Genomic DNA, 16338 nt, shown 5'->3' with positions numbered 1-16338 from the left:
CAGCTGCCGGCGCGCCCTCTCACAGCGCTCCAACATCACCAGCTGCTGCCGGACAGTCAACGCCTCCACCGGCAACGCGCGGGCACGAGCCAAGGCTGCATCAAGATCGTCGAACACCGCCTCGACACCGGGATGACTACCTGGACTCACACCCCCAAACTAGCCACCCCCACCGACAAAATGCCCTGAAAATCGCCACAGATGCACACTCGCGGAAAATCTTTCACTCGTGATCGCGGGACTCGTGGTCGCGCGGCCCGAAAGTCGCAAAGTAGCCGCTCGGAGACCTGCCGGGCGAGGTCCCGCGTCTTGTCGGTGTGCGGACTTAAGCTCGCAATGCCCTGGTAACCACGCAGTTCGAAAGGGGGCCACCGCCATGCGATTCCTGCACACCGCCGACTGGCAGCTCGGGATGACCCGGCACTTCCTCGCCGGTGACGCCCAGCCGCGATACTCCGCGGCCCGGCGGGATGCGGTGGCCGGTTTGGGGGCGCTGGCGGCGGAGGTGGGCGCCGAGTTCGTCGTGGTGTCCGGTGATGTCTTCGAACACAACCAGCTTCCCCCGCAGGTCGTCGGACAGTCCCTGGAGGCCATGCGCGCCATAGGGATTCCCGTCTACCTGCTGCCCGGCAACCACGATCCGCTGGACGCCTCCTCCGTCTACACCAGCGCGCTGTTCACCGCCGAACGCCCCGACAATGTGGTGGTGCTCGACCGGGCCGGCGTCCATCAGGTCGGGCCCGGTCTGGAGATCGTCGCCGCGCCTTGGCGGTCCAAGGCCCCGACCACCGACCTCGTCGCCGAAGTCCTCGAAGGCCTCACGCCGGAACCGGTCACCCGTATCCTCGTCGCGCACGGCGGGGTCGACGTGCTGGACCCCGATCGCGACAAACCCTCCCTGATTCGACTCGCCGCCCTCGACGACGCACTGACCACCGGCACGGTGCACTATGTGGCCCTGGGGGACAAGCATTCGCGCACGCACGTCGGCAACAGCGGCCGGGTCTGGTACTCGGGTGCGCCCGAAGTCACCAACTTCGACGATGTGGAATCGGACCCGGGCCACGTCCTCATCGTCGAGATCGACGAAACCGACGCCCGCCGCCCCGTCACGGTGGAATCCCGGCACGTCGGCCGCTGGCGGTTCGTCACCATCCACCGACAGGTCGACACTCGCCGCGACATCGCCGACCTCGACGTCAACTTGGACTTGATGACCGAAAAGGACCGCACCGTGGTGCGATTGGCGCTCACCGGATCACTGACGGTCACCGACCGCGCGGCGCTGGATGCCTGCCTGGACAAGTACGCGCGGCTGTATGCCTGGCTCGGCCTGTGGGAACGCCGCACCGACCTGGCGGTCATCCCGGCCGACGGCGAATTCAGCGATCTCGGTATCGGGGGATTCGCCGCCGCGGCGGTCGACGAGCTGGTGGCAACCGCCCGCGAGGGCGACAACGAGACCGCCGTCGACGCGCAGGCAGCGCTGGCGCTGCTACTGCGACTCACCGATCGGGGCGCCGCATGAAGTTGCACCGCCTGATCCTGACCAATTACCGCGGAATCACGCACCGGGAGATCGAGTTTCCCGACCATGGTGTCGTCGTGGTGTGCGGCGCCAACGAGATCGGCAAGTCGTCGATGGTCGAAGCCCTGGACTTGCTGCTGGAGTCCAGGGACCGCTCGACGAAGAAGGAAGTCAAGCAGGTTAAACCGACCAACAGCGATGTCGGCTCCGAGGTGAGCGCCGAATTAAGCTGTGGCCCTTATCGATTCATCTATCGCAAGCGGTTCCACAAGAAATGTGAGACCGAGCTGACGATTCAGGCGCCGCACCGCGAACAGCTCACCGGCGACGAGGCGCACGAACGCGTCCGTGCGATGCTGGCCGAGACGGTGGACAGCGACCTGTGGCATGCCCAGCGGGTGCTGCAGTCCGCGTCGACCGCCGCGGTGGATCTGTCCGGCTGTGACGCACTCTCGCGCGCGCTCGATGTGGCGGCCGGCGACACCGGGGCGCTGTCGGGCACCGAGCCGTTGCTCATCGAACGAATCGACGCGGAATACGGGCGCTATTTCACCGCCACCGGGCGTCCGACGGGCGAATGGGCCGCGGCGATCACCCGACTGGCCGACGCAGAAGCCGCGGTCGCCGAGTACGCGGCGGCGATCGCCGAGGTCGAAGAGCGGGTGTGTCGGCATGCCGTCCTGACGGAACGGGTGGCCGAGTTGTCGCAGCAGCGCATCGCCGCCCGTCCCCGGCTCATCGCTGCGCAGGAGGCCGCGGAAAAAATCGACGAACTTGCCGGTCAGGCCCGTGAGGCCGAGTTGATCGCGGCCGCAGCAGCGGCGACGAGCACCGCGGCGACAACCGCCCACCACACACGTCTGCAACTGCTGGCCGAAATCAGCACCCGCACCGCCGTTGTCGCCAACGCCGAGGCCGAAGCGCAAGGAGCGATCGACGCGCGCGAGGCGGCTCGCATCGAGGCCGAGGCCGCCGACGCCGCGGCCCAGGAGGCCGCCGGGGCCCTTGCCGACCTCCAACTCCGCGTCGAATCGGCCCGGCGTGCCGTCGCTCAGCTAGCCGGCCGCGAAGAGGCCGACCGGTTGAGCGCCCGGCTGGCCAAAATCGAGGCCACCCAGCGGGACCGCGATCAAGTGTGCGCGGCACTCAGCGAGCTCGCCATCACCGGGCAGTTGTTGCGACGAATCGAGAACGCCGCCGCAGCGGCCGATCGCATCGGTGACCAGTTGGCGTTGACGTCAGCCGCGGTAGAGTTCACCGCCGCCGCGGACATCGAACTCTGCACCGGCGACCAACGAGTGTCCTTGTCCCCAGGCCAGACCTGGTCCATCACGACCTCCGGCCCCACCTCGGTCCAGGTGCCCGGCGTCCTGACCGCGCGGGTCAGCCCGGGCGCAACCACGCTGGAGGTCCAAGCGAAGCACGCTGCGGCACAAGAAGAATTGTCCGCCGCATTATCCGCTGTCCGGATGCCCGACCTCGCCGCCGCCCGTGCTGCCGATGAACGTCGCCGCGAACTACAGGCCAGCCGCGACCAGCTGAGCGCCACCCTCGCCGGCCTGTGCGGTGACGAGGAGATCGACCAACTCCGCGCGCGACTCGCAGAGCTGCGCCCCGGGCAACCGGCGGAGGCAGGCCTCGCCGCCGCGAACATCGGCGCGGCCCGCGACGAACTCGATGCACTCGAGAAGACCCACCTGGCCGTGATGGGGGAGTGCGACGACCGCCGTCGGACCGCCACGGCCGTGACCGCCCGGTTCACCGACTTGACCACCCGCGCAACGGTTCTCCGCAACACGTTGGAGACGCAACGCGGCGAGCTCAATGCCGCCACCGACCGGCTGGCCCGGGAGCGGGCGTCGGCCGGTGATGACGAGCTGGCGGCCTCGGCGGACGCGGCGCTGCAGGCGGCGCGGGCCGCGGAACGTCGCTACGCCGAGCTCGCCGACGGGCTGGCAACGGCGAATCCGGACGCGGTGCGCGGCGAATTGGATGCTGCTACAAAGGAAACCGAGAAACTGCGCGAGCGCTATGAAGAGGCCGCGCGAGCATTGCGCGAAATCACCATTGAACTCTCGGTGTTCGGCAGCGAGGGACGCCAGGGCAAACTCGACGCCGCGGAAACCGAACGTGAGCACGCCGCCAGCGAGCACATCCGGGTCGGCAGCCGGGCCCGTGCGGCGCGGTTGTTGCGCTCGGTCATGACTCGCCACCGCGACACCACGCGGGAGCGGTACGTCGAGCCGTACCGCGCGGAACTCGAACGGCTTGGCCGCCCGGTGTTCGGTCCCACGTTCGAGGTCGACATCGACAGCGACCTGTGTATTCGCAGCCGCACTCTCGACGGCGTCACGGTGCCTTACGAATCCCTCTCGGGCGGGGCCAAGGAGCAACTCGGCATTCTGGCGCGGCTGGCCGGCGCCGCCCTGGTCGCCAAGGAGGACGCCGTTCCCGTGGTGGTCGACGACGCGCTGGGGTTCACCGATCCCGACCGGCTGGCCAAGATGGGGGAGGTCTTCGGCACGGTGGGCACTCACGGTCAGGTGATCGTGCTCACCTGCAGTCCCGACCGGTACGACGGCGTGCAGGGCGCGCACCGCATCGATCTCAGCGCCTAGCCCGACGCGCTGAGCTGCGTCGAACGCCGCGTGTGGACGGTCGTGACGGAGCCGGCGGACCGTCCCGGCAGAATGGGATCATGGCGGGCCTACACCGATGACGATGAATGCGAAACGGCGCCGGGTGCAGGAGAAGCTTGCCGCGCTACCCGGTGTGCGGCCGGTGCGTCGGCCGATCTCGCCGGCAAGCAGCGAAGAGTTCGATCTGTACTACGTGCGCACCGGTCGAAAGTCAGCGCACCCGCTGGTCATCATCCCGGGCGGTCCCGGCGCGGCGTCGGTGCAGCTGTACAAGGGGCTGCGGCGCCGCGCGGCCGCGGCTGGCCTGGACGTCATCATGATCGAACATCGCGGGGTGGGCATGTCGCGCCACGACGACTCCGGCGCGGATCTGCCCCCCGAAGCGATCACGGTGAATCAGGTCGTAGACGACATCGCCGCCGTGCTCGACGACGCCCACGTCGACTCGGCTGTCATCTACGGCGTCTCGTACGGCACCTACATCGCGTCCGGGTTCGGTGTGCGCCATCCCGGCCGGGTCCGGGCGATGATCCTCGACTCGCCGCTGCTGTCGCGGCATGACATTGTGATCGTGCGCCGCGCGATCCGCCGGCTGCTTCTCAGAGGCGGTAGCCCCGAAACCGCCGCGCTGGCACCCAAGATGCGCAAACTCGTCGACGCCGGGGTGATGACCGCGGCGAACACTCAGGTGGTGGCGACGATCTACGGCTACGGCGGCGCGGACCTGCTCGAGCGGGAACTCGACCTGCTGTTGGATGGCCGAAAGCTGTTGTGGTGGGCGATGTCCCGGTTCACCACCCTGAGCAACCTGCCGTTTCGCTACGAGGAAGACCTGGTGAGCCGAATAGCGTTCCGCGAACTCGACTACGCCGCCGAACCCGACGGGCTTCCGCTGGACCCGGCAGTGGCCGAACGCGAGGCACGCACGCAGACCGCGACTTTCGAGGACGAACCCTATGACCTGGTGGCCGAGATGCCGCATTTCGGCTGGCCTACCGCGGTTATTTCGGGCGGCCGCGACCTGATCACCCCGCCCGCGGTCGCCGAGCGCGTCGCCGCGCTGCTGCCCAGCGCGGTGCTGTTGAAGCTGCCCACCATGGCGCATAGCGCGCTGGACTTTCGCGAGCGTGCCGCAATCGCCATCGCCCGAGCGGTGTGCCGGGGCGAGTTCGACGGGCTCGCCGCGAAAGCCCCGGCACTCGACGCGCTTCCGGGGCGACCAGAGCTGCGCCTGCTGTGGAAGGCGATCGGGGTGGCCGCCGCCGTGGAGGGCGTCCTGCCGATCCCGGCGCCGTTGCGCCGGTTCAGCCGCGCATGAACCCGATGTCGGTGTAGCGCAGGTCGCCGAGACCGGCGGCGCCGAAGTTGGCCAGCGTGCTGCGGACCGCGACGTCACCAGGTGATTGCGTCAGTGGCAGGCTGAACCCTTCGGCCCAGATGAGCTTGTCGAGATCGTTGGCCAGCGCCCGCGCCTTGTCGGGATCGAGTTCTTCCAGGGTCCGCTCGATCGCCGCGTCGATCTGCGGGCTGCCAACCTTGCCGAAGTTGCTTTCCCCGCCCGACAGGTAGATCTGGGTCAGCGCCGACAGCGGGAATGCGTCGCCGAGCCAACCGAATTGGGCCATGTCGAAGTCTCCGACGTTGATGTAGTTGGTGAAGAACCCGCTGCCGGCCCTGGCCACGAGTTCGAGCTTGACGCCGATCTGAGCGAGGCTGTGCTGCGCGATCTGCGCGAACTGCCGGCTGCCCTGGGCGTCGTAGAACAGATCGCGGATGACCAGTGGGCGGCCATCCTTCTCGCGGAATTGCCCGTTGAGCTTCCAGCCCAGGGCGTCGAGCTCCCGCTTGGCCTCGTCCGGGTCGTACGGGACAACCTCGCTGTTGTCTTGATAGCCCTTCTGACCCGCGACATAGATGTGGTTGCCCAGCGCCACCGGATCACTGGTGAGACCGTACTGGACGACCTTGGCGATGGTGCGCCGGTCGATGCCCTTGGACACTGCCAGGCGCAGCGCCTTGTCGGCCAGGATCGACCCGGGCGCGCCGTTGAACGTGAAGTGAGACCATGCCGGGGCCGGGGCGCGCCGGATCGAGATTCCCTTCGTGCGCTGCGCGATGGTCAGCTGGTCGACCGTACCGACGCCGGATGCGTCGATGGTGTTGTTCTGCAATGCGGGCAGCCGCGCGGCGTCATCCAGCACCAGGTAGGTGATGTTGTCCAGGCGCGGACGGGCGCCCCACCACTTCGGGTTGCGGGACAACACGATCCGCTGGGTGGTCCGGTCCAGCGACGTGACGATGAAGGGGCCGGCCGACGGGCCGGGCGCGTCGAGTTGGCCCTTGTTGAATGCCTCCGGCGTGGCCGTCACGCTCTTGGGCAGCAGCATCCCGTTGCCGGCGAACATGCCACGCCATTCGGCGTAGGGTTTGGCGAAGGTCATGACGGCCTGCCGGTCGTCGACACCCCGGGTGACCGACGCGACGCGGTCGGCGCCGCTGGGACCCGCGATCTCGAACGTCTTGTCGGCGCCGCTCAACGCGTGGACTTGGCTCGCGATGTCTTCCCACGTGATCGGGGTGCCGTCGGACCACACCGCCTTCGGGTTGATCGTGTAGGTCACCACCTGCGGTGCGGTGCCGGTGAGTTCGACGCTGGCGAAGTAGTCGGTGTCGACCGTGGTCGAGCCGTCGGGGCCGATGATGAATGCCCGCGGCAGGGTGGCCTTCATCATGGCGGCTACTTCGGCCGAGTTGCCGTCGATGTTCAAGATATTGAAGTTGGGCGGGAAGTCGCTGAGCGCCAGCCGCAGGCTGCCACCGTCCTGCAAGGTGGCGGGGTCCTGCGGGTTGATATCGCTGGTGGTGCCGACCTCGGCGGCGTTATGACCGGTTTCCGGAATGACGTTGATGGCCGGGGAGCACCCGGAGACCATAAGCGCCACAAGGAGAAGCGCCGCCGCGACCCGCCTAGACACGTTTGCCCGGATCCGGTTGTGGCACGGCGCCCAGCAGCCGCCGGGTGTAGTCGTGCTGCGGATTGCCGAACACCTGATCGCTGTCGCCCTGTTCCACGATCGCGCCCGCATACATGACCACCACCTGGTGGGCGAGGTGTTTGACCACGGAAAGGTCATGGGAAACGAAGAGATACGACAGGCCGAATCGCTCTTGAAGGTCGAGTAGCAGGTTGATGATGCCGGCCTGGATGGAGACGTCGAGGGCGGAGACCGGCTCGTCGAGCGCCAGGATCTTCGGCTGCAACGCCAGCGCCCGGGCGATGCCGATGCGCTGCTTCTGCCCACCGGAGAACTCGGCGGGGTAGCGGGCGGCATCGGCCCGGCGCAACCCGACGATGCCGAGCAACTCTGCGACGCGCGCGTTGGTCTCGTCCTTGCCGAAACCGTTGGCCAACAACGGTTCGGCGATCAGGTCGAACACCGGCAGGCGCGGGTCCAGCGCGGCCACCGGGTCCTGGAACACCACCTGAATGTCACGTCGCAACGATCGCCGGTGAGAGGCGCTCAGGGTCGCGACATCGACGCCGAGCACTTCGATCGAGCCCGATTGCGGCGCAACGAGTTCGAGAATTTCATGCAGTGTGGTCGACTTCCCGGAGCCGGACTCGCCGACGATGCCCAGCGTGCGGCCCTGGTGTAGTTCGAAACTGACGCCGTCGACCGCGCGGACCTCACCGACGGTGCGGCGCAACACCACGCCCTTCGTCAGCCGGAACGTCTTGACCAGATCGCGCACGCGCACGACGACCGACGAGTCGCCGGATTCGGTCCGGGGTGCCTCGGTGTTGACCCCGTAGATGTCCGCAGCGCTGCGGCCGTTGACCTGGTCGGTGCGGATGCATGCCGCGCGGTGCTCCACCCCGACCGGGAGCAACCCCGGTTCTTCCGTGCGGCATTCCTCGATGACCAGGGGGCAGCGCGGCGCGAAGGGGCAGCCCGGCTCCAGTCCCACTAACGACGGGGGCGCACCGGGGATGGGGACCAGCCGGGTGCCCTGAGCGGCGTCCAGCCGCGGGACAGAGCCCAATAGTCCGACGGTGTAGGGCATTTGACGATCCTGGTAAAGGTCGGGGACCCCGGCGGATTCGACGACCCGGCCGGCGTACATCACCAGCGCCCGGTCGGCGAACTCGGCGACCACGCCCAGGTCGTGGGTGATGATCAGCACCCCGGCGCCGGTGATGTCGCGCGCGGTCCTGAGCACTTCGAGGATCTGCGCCTGCACGGTGACGTCCAGGGCGGTGGTGGGTTCGTCGCAAATCAGCAGATCCGGGTCGTTGGCGATCGCGATCGCAATGACCACCCGCTGGCGTTCGCCGCCGGACAGCTCATGCGGAAACGCCCGGGCGCGCCGTTCCGGCTGTGCGATGCCGACGAGCTCGAGCAGTTCCACCGCGCGCCGGCGGGCGGCGTTCTTGCCCACGTGCGGCTGGTGAATTTCGATCGCCTCGGCGATCTGGTCGCCGACGGTGTAGACGGGCGTCAGCGCCGACATCGGATCCTGGAACACCATGCCGACCGCCTTGCCGCGGAACCGCGACATCGCATCGTCGCCAAGGCCCAGCAATTCGGTGTCGTGCAACCGCACCGAGCCGCGGACGCGCGCGTACTCCGGCAGCAGACCCACCACCGCCATGGCCGAAACCGACTTGCCCGAGCCCGATTCGCCGACCATGGCCACGACTTCGCCCGGGGCGATGCTGTAGCTGATGCCGCGCACCGCGGTCACCGGTTCACCGTCCGTCGGAAAGCTGACGGCCAGGTCGGTCACCTCCAACAGCGCGCTCACCGGGCTCCACCTCGCAGCATGCCGCTGCCGGGGTCCAGTGCGTCGCGCAGGCCGTCGCCGGTCACGTTGGCGCACACCAGGATCAACACCAGCACGCCCGCCGGGAACAGGAACACCCACGGGAAGGTGGTCGCGGACTGGGTGCCATTGGCGATCAATGTGCCCAACGACACGTCGGGCGGCTGAATGCCGAAACCGAGAAAGCTGAGTCCGGTCTCGGCCAGGATGGCCGAGGCGACGTTGAGCGCGGCGTCGATGATCAAGATGGAGGCCACGTTGGGCACCACATGGCCGAGGATGATCCGGCGGCTGGACACACCCATGTACCTTGCGGCCCTGATGAATTCGCGTTCACGCAGACTCATGGTCATGCCTCGCACCATGCGCGAGCTGATCATCCAGCCGAATCCGGCGAGCAGCAAGACGAGCAACAAAATGTTGGCCGAGCTCTTGGTCCGCGGTGTGACGATGGCGATGAGGATGAAGCTGGGCACCACCAGCAGCAGGTCGACCAACCACATCAGCGCCCGGTCGCGCCAGCCGCCGAAATAGCCGGCGATCGAGCCGACCGTGGCGGCGATGCCGGTCGAGATGACCGCCACGCAGACGCCGATCAGCATCGACTTCTGCATGCCCCGCAGGATCTGCGCCAACAAGTCCTGCCCCAGCGCGTTGGTGCCCAACCAGTGCCGGCTGTTCGGCGGTTGCAGCAGCGCCTCGAAATCGAGGTCGTCATAGGAGTACGGCAGCACCGCCGGCAGTGTGTAGCAGCCGACGAACAGCAGCACCAGCAGGGCCAGCGACACCACCGCCAATCGGTTGCGGACGAACCTGCGCAACACCAGAGTCCGGCGCGAGGTGAACTCCGTTGCTGCCGGAGCCGAAATGCCCTGAGCGCTCTCCACTTTGGGTTCGGCGGTCATGACACCCGCACTCTCGGATCAAGAGCGGCGTAGAAGACGTCGGAGAGCAGGCCGGCGAGCAGCACCACCGTGCCGGAGAACAACGTGATCGCTGCGATGATGTAGGTGTCCTGCGTGGCGATGCCCTGCACCAGCCATTCGCCCATGCCGTGCCAGCCGAAGATCTTCTCCACGAACACCGCGCCGGTGACCAGCCCGGCCACCCCGTAGGCGAACAGGGTGGCCAACGGTATCAGCGCCGTGCGCAGCCCGTGTTTCACCAACGCGCGCCGGCGGGTGAGCCCTTTGGCGCGCGCGGTGCGAATGAAATCCTGGCCCAGAACGTCGAGCATCGCGTTGCGCTGATAGCGGCTGTATCCGGCGGCGGCGGCCAACGTCAGGGTGAGCGTGGGCAGAATCAAGTGCCGCAACCGGTCGACCAGGTGGTGCCCGAGCCCGCCGCTCACGCCCGGCGACGTTTCCCCGGTGTAATCGAAGAGTTGCACGCCTAATGCCCAGTTCACCCGCAGCGCACCCAGGATCAACAGGCTGGCGATGACGAACGTCGGGGTGCTCAGGACCAGCAGTGCCACCATGGTGACGAGGCGGTCACTGAGTCGGTACTGGCGGATGGCTCCCCACGCACCGGCCACGATGCCCAGGACCGTGCCCGCCAGCGAGCCGACGACCAGGAGCCGCAGGGTGACCCCGACGCGGCGCCAGAGTGTGGCACCGACGGGCTGTCCGGTGATGGTCTTCCCGAAGTCGCCACGGACGGCGTGCGAGGCCCACTGCGCGTAGCGGATCGGTATCGGCTTGTCCAAGTTGAGGGCGTGAGCCTTGGCGTCGATCACCGACTGCGGCGGCCGCGGACTGCGCTGCAACAGGCTGTCCAGTGGCCGGAAAGCAACCGACGTCAGGCAAAACGTCAGAAACGACGCCAGGGCCAGCAACACGACGTAGTTGAGCAATCGGCGCGCCAAGAAGCGGATCATCCCCGACCGCACCGCCCGGCTCGCATTGGGACAGGTTAACGAGCCGAGCCCGTCCTTGTGATCCGGCTGATTCTCATGAGTGAATTGCGGGTGGTTCGTTGCTACTTTCAGGCCGCGATGTCCCGAGGAGGCGTGCGTGACGGTTACCGATGACTACCTGGCCAACAACGCCCAATATGCGAGCGGCTTCCAGGGCCCGCTGCCGATGCCGCCGAGCAAACACGTCGCGGTGGTCGCGTGCATGGACGCCCGGCTCGACGTCTACCGCCTTCTGGGCCTCAACGAAGGGGAGGCCCACGTCATCCGCAACGCGGGTGGAGTCGTCACCGACGACGTCATCCGCTCGCTCGCCATCAGTCAGCGACTGCTGGGGACCCGTGAGATCATCCTGATCCACCACACCGACTGCGGGATGCTCACCTTCACCGACGACGACTTCAAGCGCGCCATCCAAGAGGAGACCGGCGTCAAGCCGCCGTGGGCGGCCGAAGCCTTCCCCGACCCGGCCGAAGACGTCCGGCAGTCGTTGCGCCGCATCGAAGGCAACCCGTTCGTCACCAAGCACGTATCCGCGCGCGGATTCGTCTTCGACGTCGCCACGGGCAAGCTCCAGGAAATCAAGGCCTAGCCTTCAGCCGGCCTTGTAGGTGGCCAGGGCCTTCGCGACGAGCTGGCCCTGCGCGTCGACGATCTCGGCCTCGCAGTCGACCAGCGACCGGCCGCGCCGCAGCACCCGGCCGACGCCGATCACATCGGTGGCCCGGGCGGGGGCCATGAAGTCCAACGTCATCGACACCGTTACGCCCCCCAGGTCCGGGGGCGCCTCGGCGCCGCACCACGCCGCCGCCATGACGGTGACATCGGCGAGCGTGGCGATAGCGCCGCCATGGACCATGTCGCCAAGGGTGATGTTGGACGGGTTTCACGGCGGCCGCAGCCTAACCTCGTGCTCCTCGAGTTTGTCGGCCTGAATTTTTCTAGATGCCCAGCTTTGCGACGAAGGGTGATTGGGGGAGGAACTGCGAGATGACGTCCCGGCCGCTGGGCGGCCGGGTGGCGGGCGCAGAGGCGGAAGCCATCCGCTCATGCTGTCGCACCAGGCACCGCCCGCAAAGGGTTGTCGCCGCTGTTGACCCGATCCGTGCGGTGGCCGGCGTCGCTCCAGGGGAGCGGTCCCCACTTGACACCGCCGCCGCGAACTGATGCTATGAATGGCAAAGCTGCCAAATATGACCGACTCAACCAGGTTTACCCCAAGGAAGCTATGACCAGCGATCTGAAGGCGGGTCCGGCCGCCGGCCAGTACGAGTTGAGCCATCTGCGCTCGCTGGAGGCCGAAGCGATCCACATCATCCGGGAGGTGGCCGCCGAGTTCGAGCGGCCCGTGCTGTTGTTCTCGGGGGGCAAGGACTCCATCGTCATGCTGCACCTGGCGCTGCGGGCGTTCCGGCCCGGGCGGTTGCCGTTACCGGTGATGCACGTCGACACCGGCCACAACTTCGACGAGGTGATCGCCACCCGTGACGAGCTGGTCGCCGAGCACGGGGTCCGCCTGGTGGTCGCCTCCGTCCAGGAGGACATCGACGCCGGGCGAGTCGTCGAGCCACGGCAGGGACGCAACCCGATCCAGACCGTGACGCTGCTCCGCGCGATCCGGGAGAACAAGTTCGACGCGGCGTTCGGCGGAGCGCGCCGGGACGAGGAGAAGGCGCGCGCCAAGGAGCGAGTGTTCAGCTTCCGCGACGAGTTCGGCCAATGGGACCCGAAGGCGCAGCGGCCAGAACTGTGGAACCTGTACAACGGCCGGCACCACAAGGGTGAGCACATTCGCGCCTTCCCGCTGTCGAACTGGACCGAGTTCGACATCTGGTCTTACATCGGCGCAGAGAACATCGGGCTGCCCTCGATCTACTACGCCCATCGGCGCAAGGTGTTTCGCCGCGACGGCATGTTGCTCGCGGTCCACCGGCACATGCAGCCGCGCGACGACGAGCCGGTGTTCGAGGCGACGGTGCGTTTCCGCACCGTTGGGGACGTCACCTGCACCGGATGCGTGGAATCGGAGGCCGCGACGGTGGAGGAGGTCATCGCCGAGACGGCGGTGTCCCGGCTGACAGAACGCGGCGCGACCAGGGCCGACGACCGAATCTCGGAAGCCGGGATGGAAGACCGCAAACGGCAGGGGTACTTCTGATGGCCACGCCCACCACGCTGCTTCGCCTCGCCACCGCCGGCTCGGTCGACGACGGCAAGTCCACACTGATCGGCCGCCTGCTCTACGACTCGAAGGCCGTCATGGAGGACCAGTGGGCGGCGGTGGAGCAGACGTCCAAGGATCGCGGCCACGACTACACCGACCTGGCGCTGGTGACCGACGGCTTGCGAGCCGAACGCGAGCAGGGCATCACGATCGACGTCGCCTACCGCTATTTCGCCACTCCCAAGCGGAAATTCATCATCGCCGACACCCCGGGCCACATCCAGTACACGCGCAACATGGTGACCGGCGCGTCGACCGCCCAACTGGTGATCGTGCTCGTCGATGCCCGGCACGGCCTGCTCGAGCAGTCCCGTCGGCACGCCTTCCTGGCCTCGCTGCTCGGCATCCAGCACATCGTGCTCGCCGTCAACAAGATGGACCTGATCGGCTGGGACAGAGACAAATTCGAGGCCATCCGGGATGAATTCCACGCCTTCGCCGCGCGCCTGGATGTGCACGACGTGGCCACCATCCCGCTTTCCGCACTGCACGGTGACAACGTGGTGACCAAATCGGACCAGACGCCCTGGTACGAGGGTCCGGCGCTGCTGTCGCACCTCGAGGAGGTCTACATCGCCGGTGACCGCAACCTGGTCGATGTGCGGTTCCCGGTCCAGTACGTCATCCGGCCGCACACCCGTGAGCATCAAGACCACCGCAGCTACGCCGGCACCGTGGCCAGCGGGGTCATGCGTCCCGGGGACGAAGTCGTCGTGCTGCCGATCGGCAAGACCACCCACATCACCGCCATCGAAGGGCCGAACGGTCCAGTGGAAGAGGCGTTTCCGCCGATGGCCGTGTCGGTGAGCCTTGCCGACGAGATCGACATCTCGCGCGGTGATCTCATCGCCCGCACCAACAATCATCCCCGGGTGACGCAGGAATTTGACGCGACCGTGTGCTGGATGGCCGACGAAACGGCGCTGGAGCCGGGCCGCGACTACGTCATCAAGCACACCACCCGAACCACGCGCGCGAGGGTGACCGGGCTGGACTACCGGCTCGACGTCAACACCCTGCATCGCGACAAGGCCGCAACGGCGTTGCAGCTCAACGAGCTTGGCCGCATCTCGCTGCGTACCCAGGTGCCGCTGCTGCTCGACGAGTACACCCGCAATGCCAGCACCGGTTCGTTCATCCTGATCGACCCGCACACCAACGGGACCGTGGCCGCCGGCATGGTGTTGCGCGACGTCTCCGTGCAGACCGCGAGCCCGAACACCGTGCGGCACAAGTCATCGGCCCTCGCCGAAGCCCGGCCGCGAGGCAAGACGGTGTGGTTCACCGGCCTGTCCGGTTCCGGCAAATCCTCGGTGGCCATGCTGGTCGAGCAGATGCTGCTCGAAAAGGGCACGCCCGCTTACGTTCTCGATGGCGACAACCTGCGACATGGTTTGAACGCCGACCTGGGCTTCAGCATGGCCGACCGCGCCGAGAACCTGCGCCGGTTGGCGCATGTGGCGGCGTTGCTGGCCGACTGCGGCAACGTCGTGCTGGTGCCGGCGATCAGCCCGCTGACCGAGCAACGTGAGATGGCTCGTAATGTGCACGCCGCGGCGGGGTTCGAATTCGTCGAGGTGTTCTGCGATACCCCGATCGAAGAATGCGAGCAGCGTGATCCGAAGGGGCTGTACGCCAAGGCCCGCGCCGGTGAGATCGCACACTTCACCGGCATCGACAGCCCGTATCAACCGCCGGTCAAGCCCGACCTGCGGCTGACGCCGGACCGTAGCGTCGAAGAGCAGGCGCGCAGCATCGTCGACCTGCTTGAATCTCGGGCGTAGGGCACCGCCACAGCCCGGCTGCACCGGATTTCGCGCGCCGAGTGGCACAATCCTGAGAGTGCGCATGTCGGCGAAGGCGGAGTACGCGGTGCGGGCCATGGTCCAGCTCGCCACGGTCCCCAGCGGAACATTGGTGAAAACCGACGACTTGGCCCAAGCGCAGGGCATACCGCCGCAATTCCTCGTCGATATCCTGACCAACCTGCGCACCGACCGTCTGGTGAAAAGCCATCGGGGCCGCGAAGGCGGCTACGAACTGGCCCGCCCCGGAGACGAGATCAGCATCGCCGACGTATTGCGCTGTATCGACGGGCCGCTGGCGAGCGTGCGCGACATCGGGCTGGGCGACCTGCCGTACTCGGGGCCCACCGCGGCGCTCACCGACGTCTGGCGGGCGCTGCGTGCCAGCATGCGGTCGGTGCTGGAGGAGACAACCCTGGCCGACGTCGCCGCCAATGCCCTGCCCGAGCATGTCGCGCAATTCGCCCACGACTACCGGGCGCAGGAGAGCGTGCGGCACGGCACACCGCACGCCGGCGACTAGGCGCGGCCATAGGGAGCGTCAGCCTCCCGACCCGTAGGGGCGGGTGAGAATCTCCATGGCATGCCCCGAGGGATCGCGGAAGTACACGCCGCGCCCGCCGTCCCTGTGGTTGATCTCGCCGGGCCGTTTGGCGCCCGGGTCGGCCCAGTGCTCCAGGCCTCGTGACTGGATCTTGCCGTAGATCGTGTCGAACTCCTCTTCGGAGACCAGGAAGGCGTAATGCTGCCGCGGGATCTCCCCGCCCTCGGAAACGTCCGCATAGTCCAGACTGGCGTCGTGCTCGAGTTGGACAACCATGAAGTGGCCGAACGGCTTTGGTTCGGGCAGGCCGAACAGATCGGCGAGAAACTCCGCGGACTCGCGTTTGTCCCGGGCGGCGACGATGGTGTGGTTGAAACTGATGGGCATGGCCTCCTCCTACTTCGGTGCCGTGAGCTCTAGGGCGATGTTGTCGGGGTCGCGGAACTGAAGGATGTAGGACGGTCCGATGTCTTTCACGGGCTCGTGCGCGATGCCGAGCTTATCGAGATGTGCTGCGGCCGAGTCCAATTCATCCTTGTTGGTGATCCGGAACGCGACGTGGTCGAGCCCGGTCCGATCCTCGTCGAAGCGGTCGGTGGCAACCGGCCGCAGTCCCAACAGCGTGCCGCCGAGGTCGTAGATGACGCCACCGAACAGGAAGCTCAGCTGGCTACGGGTGGCCTCGTCGGCATTGTCGGGCACCTCCAACAGGACCGGCCAACCGAACACGCTCTCGTAAAACTGCCGGGATCGTTCGATATCGGTGACGGTGAGGCGGACGTGCGCGATGGAACTGCTGGTGAAACCCATCTGCTCCATGCTGCCACTTGCACGGCCGGATGTTGACCGTCGTGCCAGA

13 protein-coding genes and 1 pseudogene are annotated in these 16338 nt (G+C 67.3%); 7 read left to right on the top strand and 7 right to left on the bottom strand.

Translation table 11 applies throughout. The features are described 5' to 3' along the window. The first annotated feature begins 376 nt into the window (after window positions 1-376). The 3 genes from A5678_RS01815 to A5678_RS01805 all read left to right on the top strand — a co-directional run bounded on the left by A5678_RS01815 (window position 377) and on the right by A5678_RS01805 (window position 5485). Window positions 377-1528, top strand: a complete 1152-nt coding sequence (locus A5678_RS01815; RefSeq protein ID WP_068037493.1) for an exonuclease SbcCD subunit D — start codon at window positions 377-379, stop codon at window positions 1526-1528. Then, window positions 1525-4146 (top strand): ATP-binding protein, encoded by a 2622-nt coding sequence (locus tag A5678_RS01810; RefSeq protein WP_068037489.1) that lies wholly within the window; start codon window positions 1525-1527, stop codon window positions 4144-4146. The genes A5678_RS01815 and A5678_RS01810 overlap by 4 nt, the downstream gene beginning before the upstream one ends. A 97-nt stretch (window positions 4147-4243) precedes the next feature. Next, window positions 4244-5485, top strand: a complete 1242-nt coding sequence (locus tag A5678_RS01805) for an alpha/beta hydrolase (protein WP_068037483.1) — start codon at window positions 4244-4246, stop codon at window positions 5483-5485. Here A5678_RS01805 and A5678_RS01800 read toward each other — a convergent pair. From A5678_RS01800 to A5678_RS01785, 4 genes are read right to left on the bottom strand one after another with little or no spacing between them, the layout of a single operon-like run. Next, window positions 5472-7100 carry an ABC transporter family substrate-binding protein gene (locus A5678_RS01800; protein WP_068037481.1) on the bottom strand — a complete coding sequence of 543 codons (1629 nt, stop codon included), beginning with the start codon at window positions 7098-7100 and terminating at the stop codon, window positions 5472-5474. The two genes, A5678_RS01805 and A5678_RS01800, sit on opposite strands and share 14 nt — an antisense overlap. Window positions 7101-7134: 34 nt before the next feature. Further along, complete coding sequence (locus A5678_RS01795; RefSeq protein ID WP_068037478.1) at window positions 7135-8973, bottom strand: ABC transporter ATP-binding protein; 1839 nt, start codon at window positions 8971-8973, stop codon at window positions 7135-7137. Then, the gene (locus tag A5678_RS01790; protein ID WP_068037471.1) at window positions 8970-9896 is read right to left on the bottom strand and encodes an ABC transporter permease; all 927 of its coding nucleotides are present in this window, start codon (window positions 9894-9896) and stop codon (window positions 8970-8972) included. The genes A5678_RS01795 and A5678_RS01790 overlap by 4 nt, the downstream gene beginning before the upstream one ends. After that, window positions 9893-10870 (bottom strand): ABC transporter permease, encoded by a 978-nt coding sequence (locus A5678_RS01785; RefSeq protein ID WP_068037469.1) that lies wholly within the window; start codon window positions 10868-10870, stop codon window positions 9893-9895. Before A5678_RS01785 ends, A5678_RS01790 begins: the two co-directional genes overlap by 4 nt. 136 nt (window positions 10871-11006) lie before the next feature. On the opposite strand from A5678_RS01785, the gene A5678_RS01780 reads away from it, so the two are divergent. Beyond that, a complete protein-coding gene (locus A5678_RS01780) occupies window positions 11007-11498 on the top strand; it encodes a carbonic anhydrase (protein WP_068037467.1) in 492 nt (163 codons plus the stop codon). Between the two features lie 3 nt (window positions 11499-11501). On the opposite strand, the pseudogene A5678_RS01775 reads toward A5678_RS01780, so the two are convergent. Next, a pseudogene (locus tag A5678_RS01775) lies at window positions 11502-11949 on the bottom strand (PaaI family thioesterase). Window positions 11950-12077: 128 nt separating this feature from the next. Here A5678_RS01775 and cysD point away from each other — a divergent pair. From cysD to A5678_RS01760, 3 genes are read left to right on the top strand one after another with little or no spacing between them, the layout of a single operon-like run. Then, complete coding sequence (gene cysD, locus A5678_RS01770; protein WP_156746718.1) at window positions 12078-13064, top strand: sulfate adenylyltransferase subunit CysD; 987 nt, start codon at window positions 12078-12080, stop codon at window positions 13062-13064. Further along, window positions 13064-14914, top strand: coding sequence for an adenylyl-sulfate kinase (gene cysC / locus A5678_RS01765; RefSeq protein ID WP_068037465.1), 1851 nt, complete (start codon window positions 13064-13066; stop codon window positions 14912-14914). The genes cysD and cysC overlap by 1 nt, the downstream gene beginning before the upstream one ends. A gap of 58 nt (window positions 14915-14972) precedes the next feature. Further along, a complete protein-coding gene (locus A5678_RS01760; RefSeq protein ID WP_068037463.1) occupies window positions 14973-15458 on the top strand; it encodes an RrF2 family transcriptional regulator in 486 nt (161 codons plus the stop codon). Between the two features lie 18 nt (window positions 15459-15476). On the opposite strand, the gene A5678_RS01755 is transcribed toward A5678_RS01760, so the two are convergent. Next, window positions 15477-15866 carry a VOC family protein gene (locus tag A5678_RS01755; RefSeq protein WP_068037460.1) on the bottom strand — a complete coding sequence of 130 codons (390 nt, stop codon included), beginning with the start codon at window positions 15864-15866 and terminating at the stop codon, window positions 15477-15479. A 9-nt stretch (window positions 15867-15875) separates the two neighbouring features. Next, complete coding sequence (locus A5678_RS01750; RefSeq protein ID WP_068037564.1) at window positions 15876-16289, bottom strand: VOC family protein; 414 nt, start codon at window positions 16287-16289, stop codon at window positions 15876-15878. Window positions 16290-16338 lie beyond the last annotated feature (49 nt).

Origin of the sequence: Mycobacterium sp. E2733 (genome assembly GCF_001667585.1) — a bacterium.
In the GTDB taxonomy this organism is placed as follows: Bacteria; Actinomycetota; Actinomycetes; order Mycobacteriales; family Mycobacteriaceae; genus Mycobacterium.
The sequence above is the reverse complement of the archived record's forward strand: the minus strand, read 5'-3'. Positions and strand labels throughout refer to the sequence as shown.

Bases quoted from the DNA above. Each gene is read 5' to 3' on its own strand.
- A5678_RS01815 (WP_068037493.1), top strand. From the start codon at position 377: ATGCGATTCCTGCACACCGCCGACTGGCAGCTCGGGATGACCCGGCAC.
- A5678_RS01810 (WP_068037489.1), top strand. From the start codon at position 1,525: ATGAAGTTGCACCGCCTGATCCTGACCAATTACCGCGGAATCACGCAC.
- A5678_RS01805 (WP_068037483.1), top strand. From the start codon at position 4,244: ATGACGATGAATGCGAAACGGCGCCGGGTGCAGGAGAAGCTTGCCGCG.
- A5678_RS01800 (WP_068037481.1), bottom strand. From the start codon at position 7,100: ATGGTCTCCGGGTGCTCCCCGGCCATCAACGTCATTCCGGAAACCGGT.
- A5678_RS01790 (WP_068037471.1), bottom strand. From the start codon at position 9,896: ATGACCGCCGAACCCAAAGTGGAGAGCGCTCAGGGCATTTCGGCTCCG.
- A5678_RS01785 (WP_068037469.1), bottom strand. From the start codon at position 10,870: ATGATCCGCTTCTTGGCGCGCCGATTGCTCAACTACGTCGTGTTGCTG.
- cysD (WP_156746718.1), top strand. From the start codon at position 12,078: ATGAATGGCAAAGCTGCCAAATATGACCGACTCAACCAGGTTTACCCC.
- cysC (WP_068037465.1), top strand. From the start codon at position 13,064: ATGGCCACGCCCACCACGCTGCTTCGCCTCGCCACCGCCGGCTCGGTC.
- A5678_RS01755 (WP_068037460.1), bottom strand. From the start codon at position 15,866: ATGCCCATCAGTTTCAACCACACCATCGTCGCCGCCCGGGACAAACGC.
- A5678_RS01750 (WP_068037564.1), bottom strand. From the start codon at position 16,289: ATGGGTTTCACCAGCAGTTCCATCGCGCACGTCCGCCTCACCGTCACC.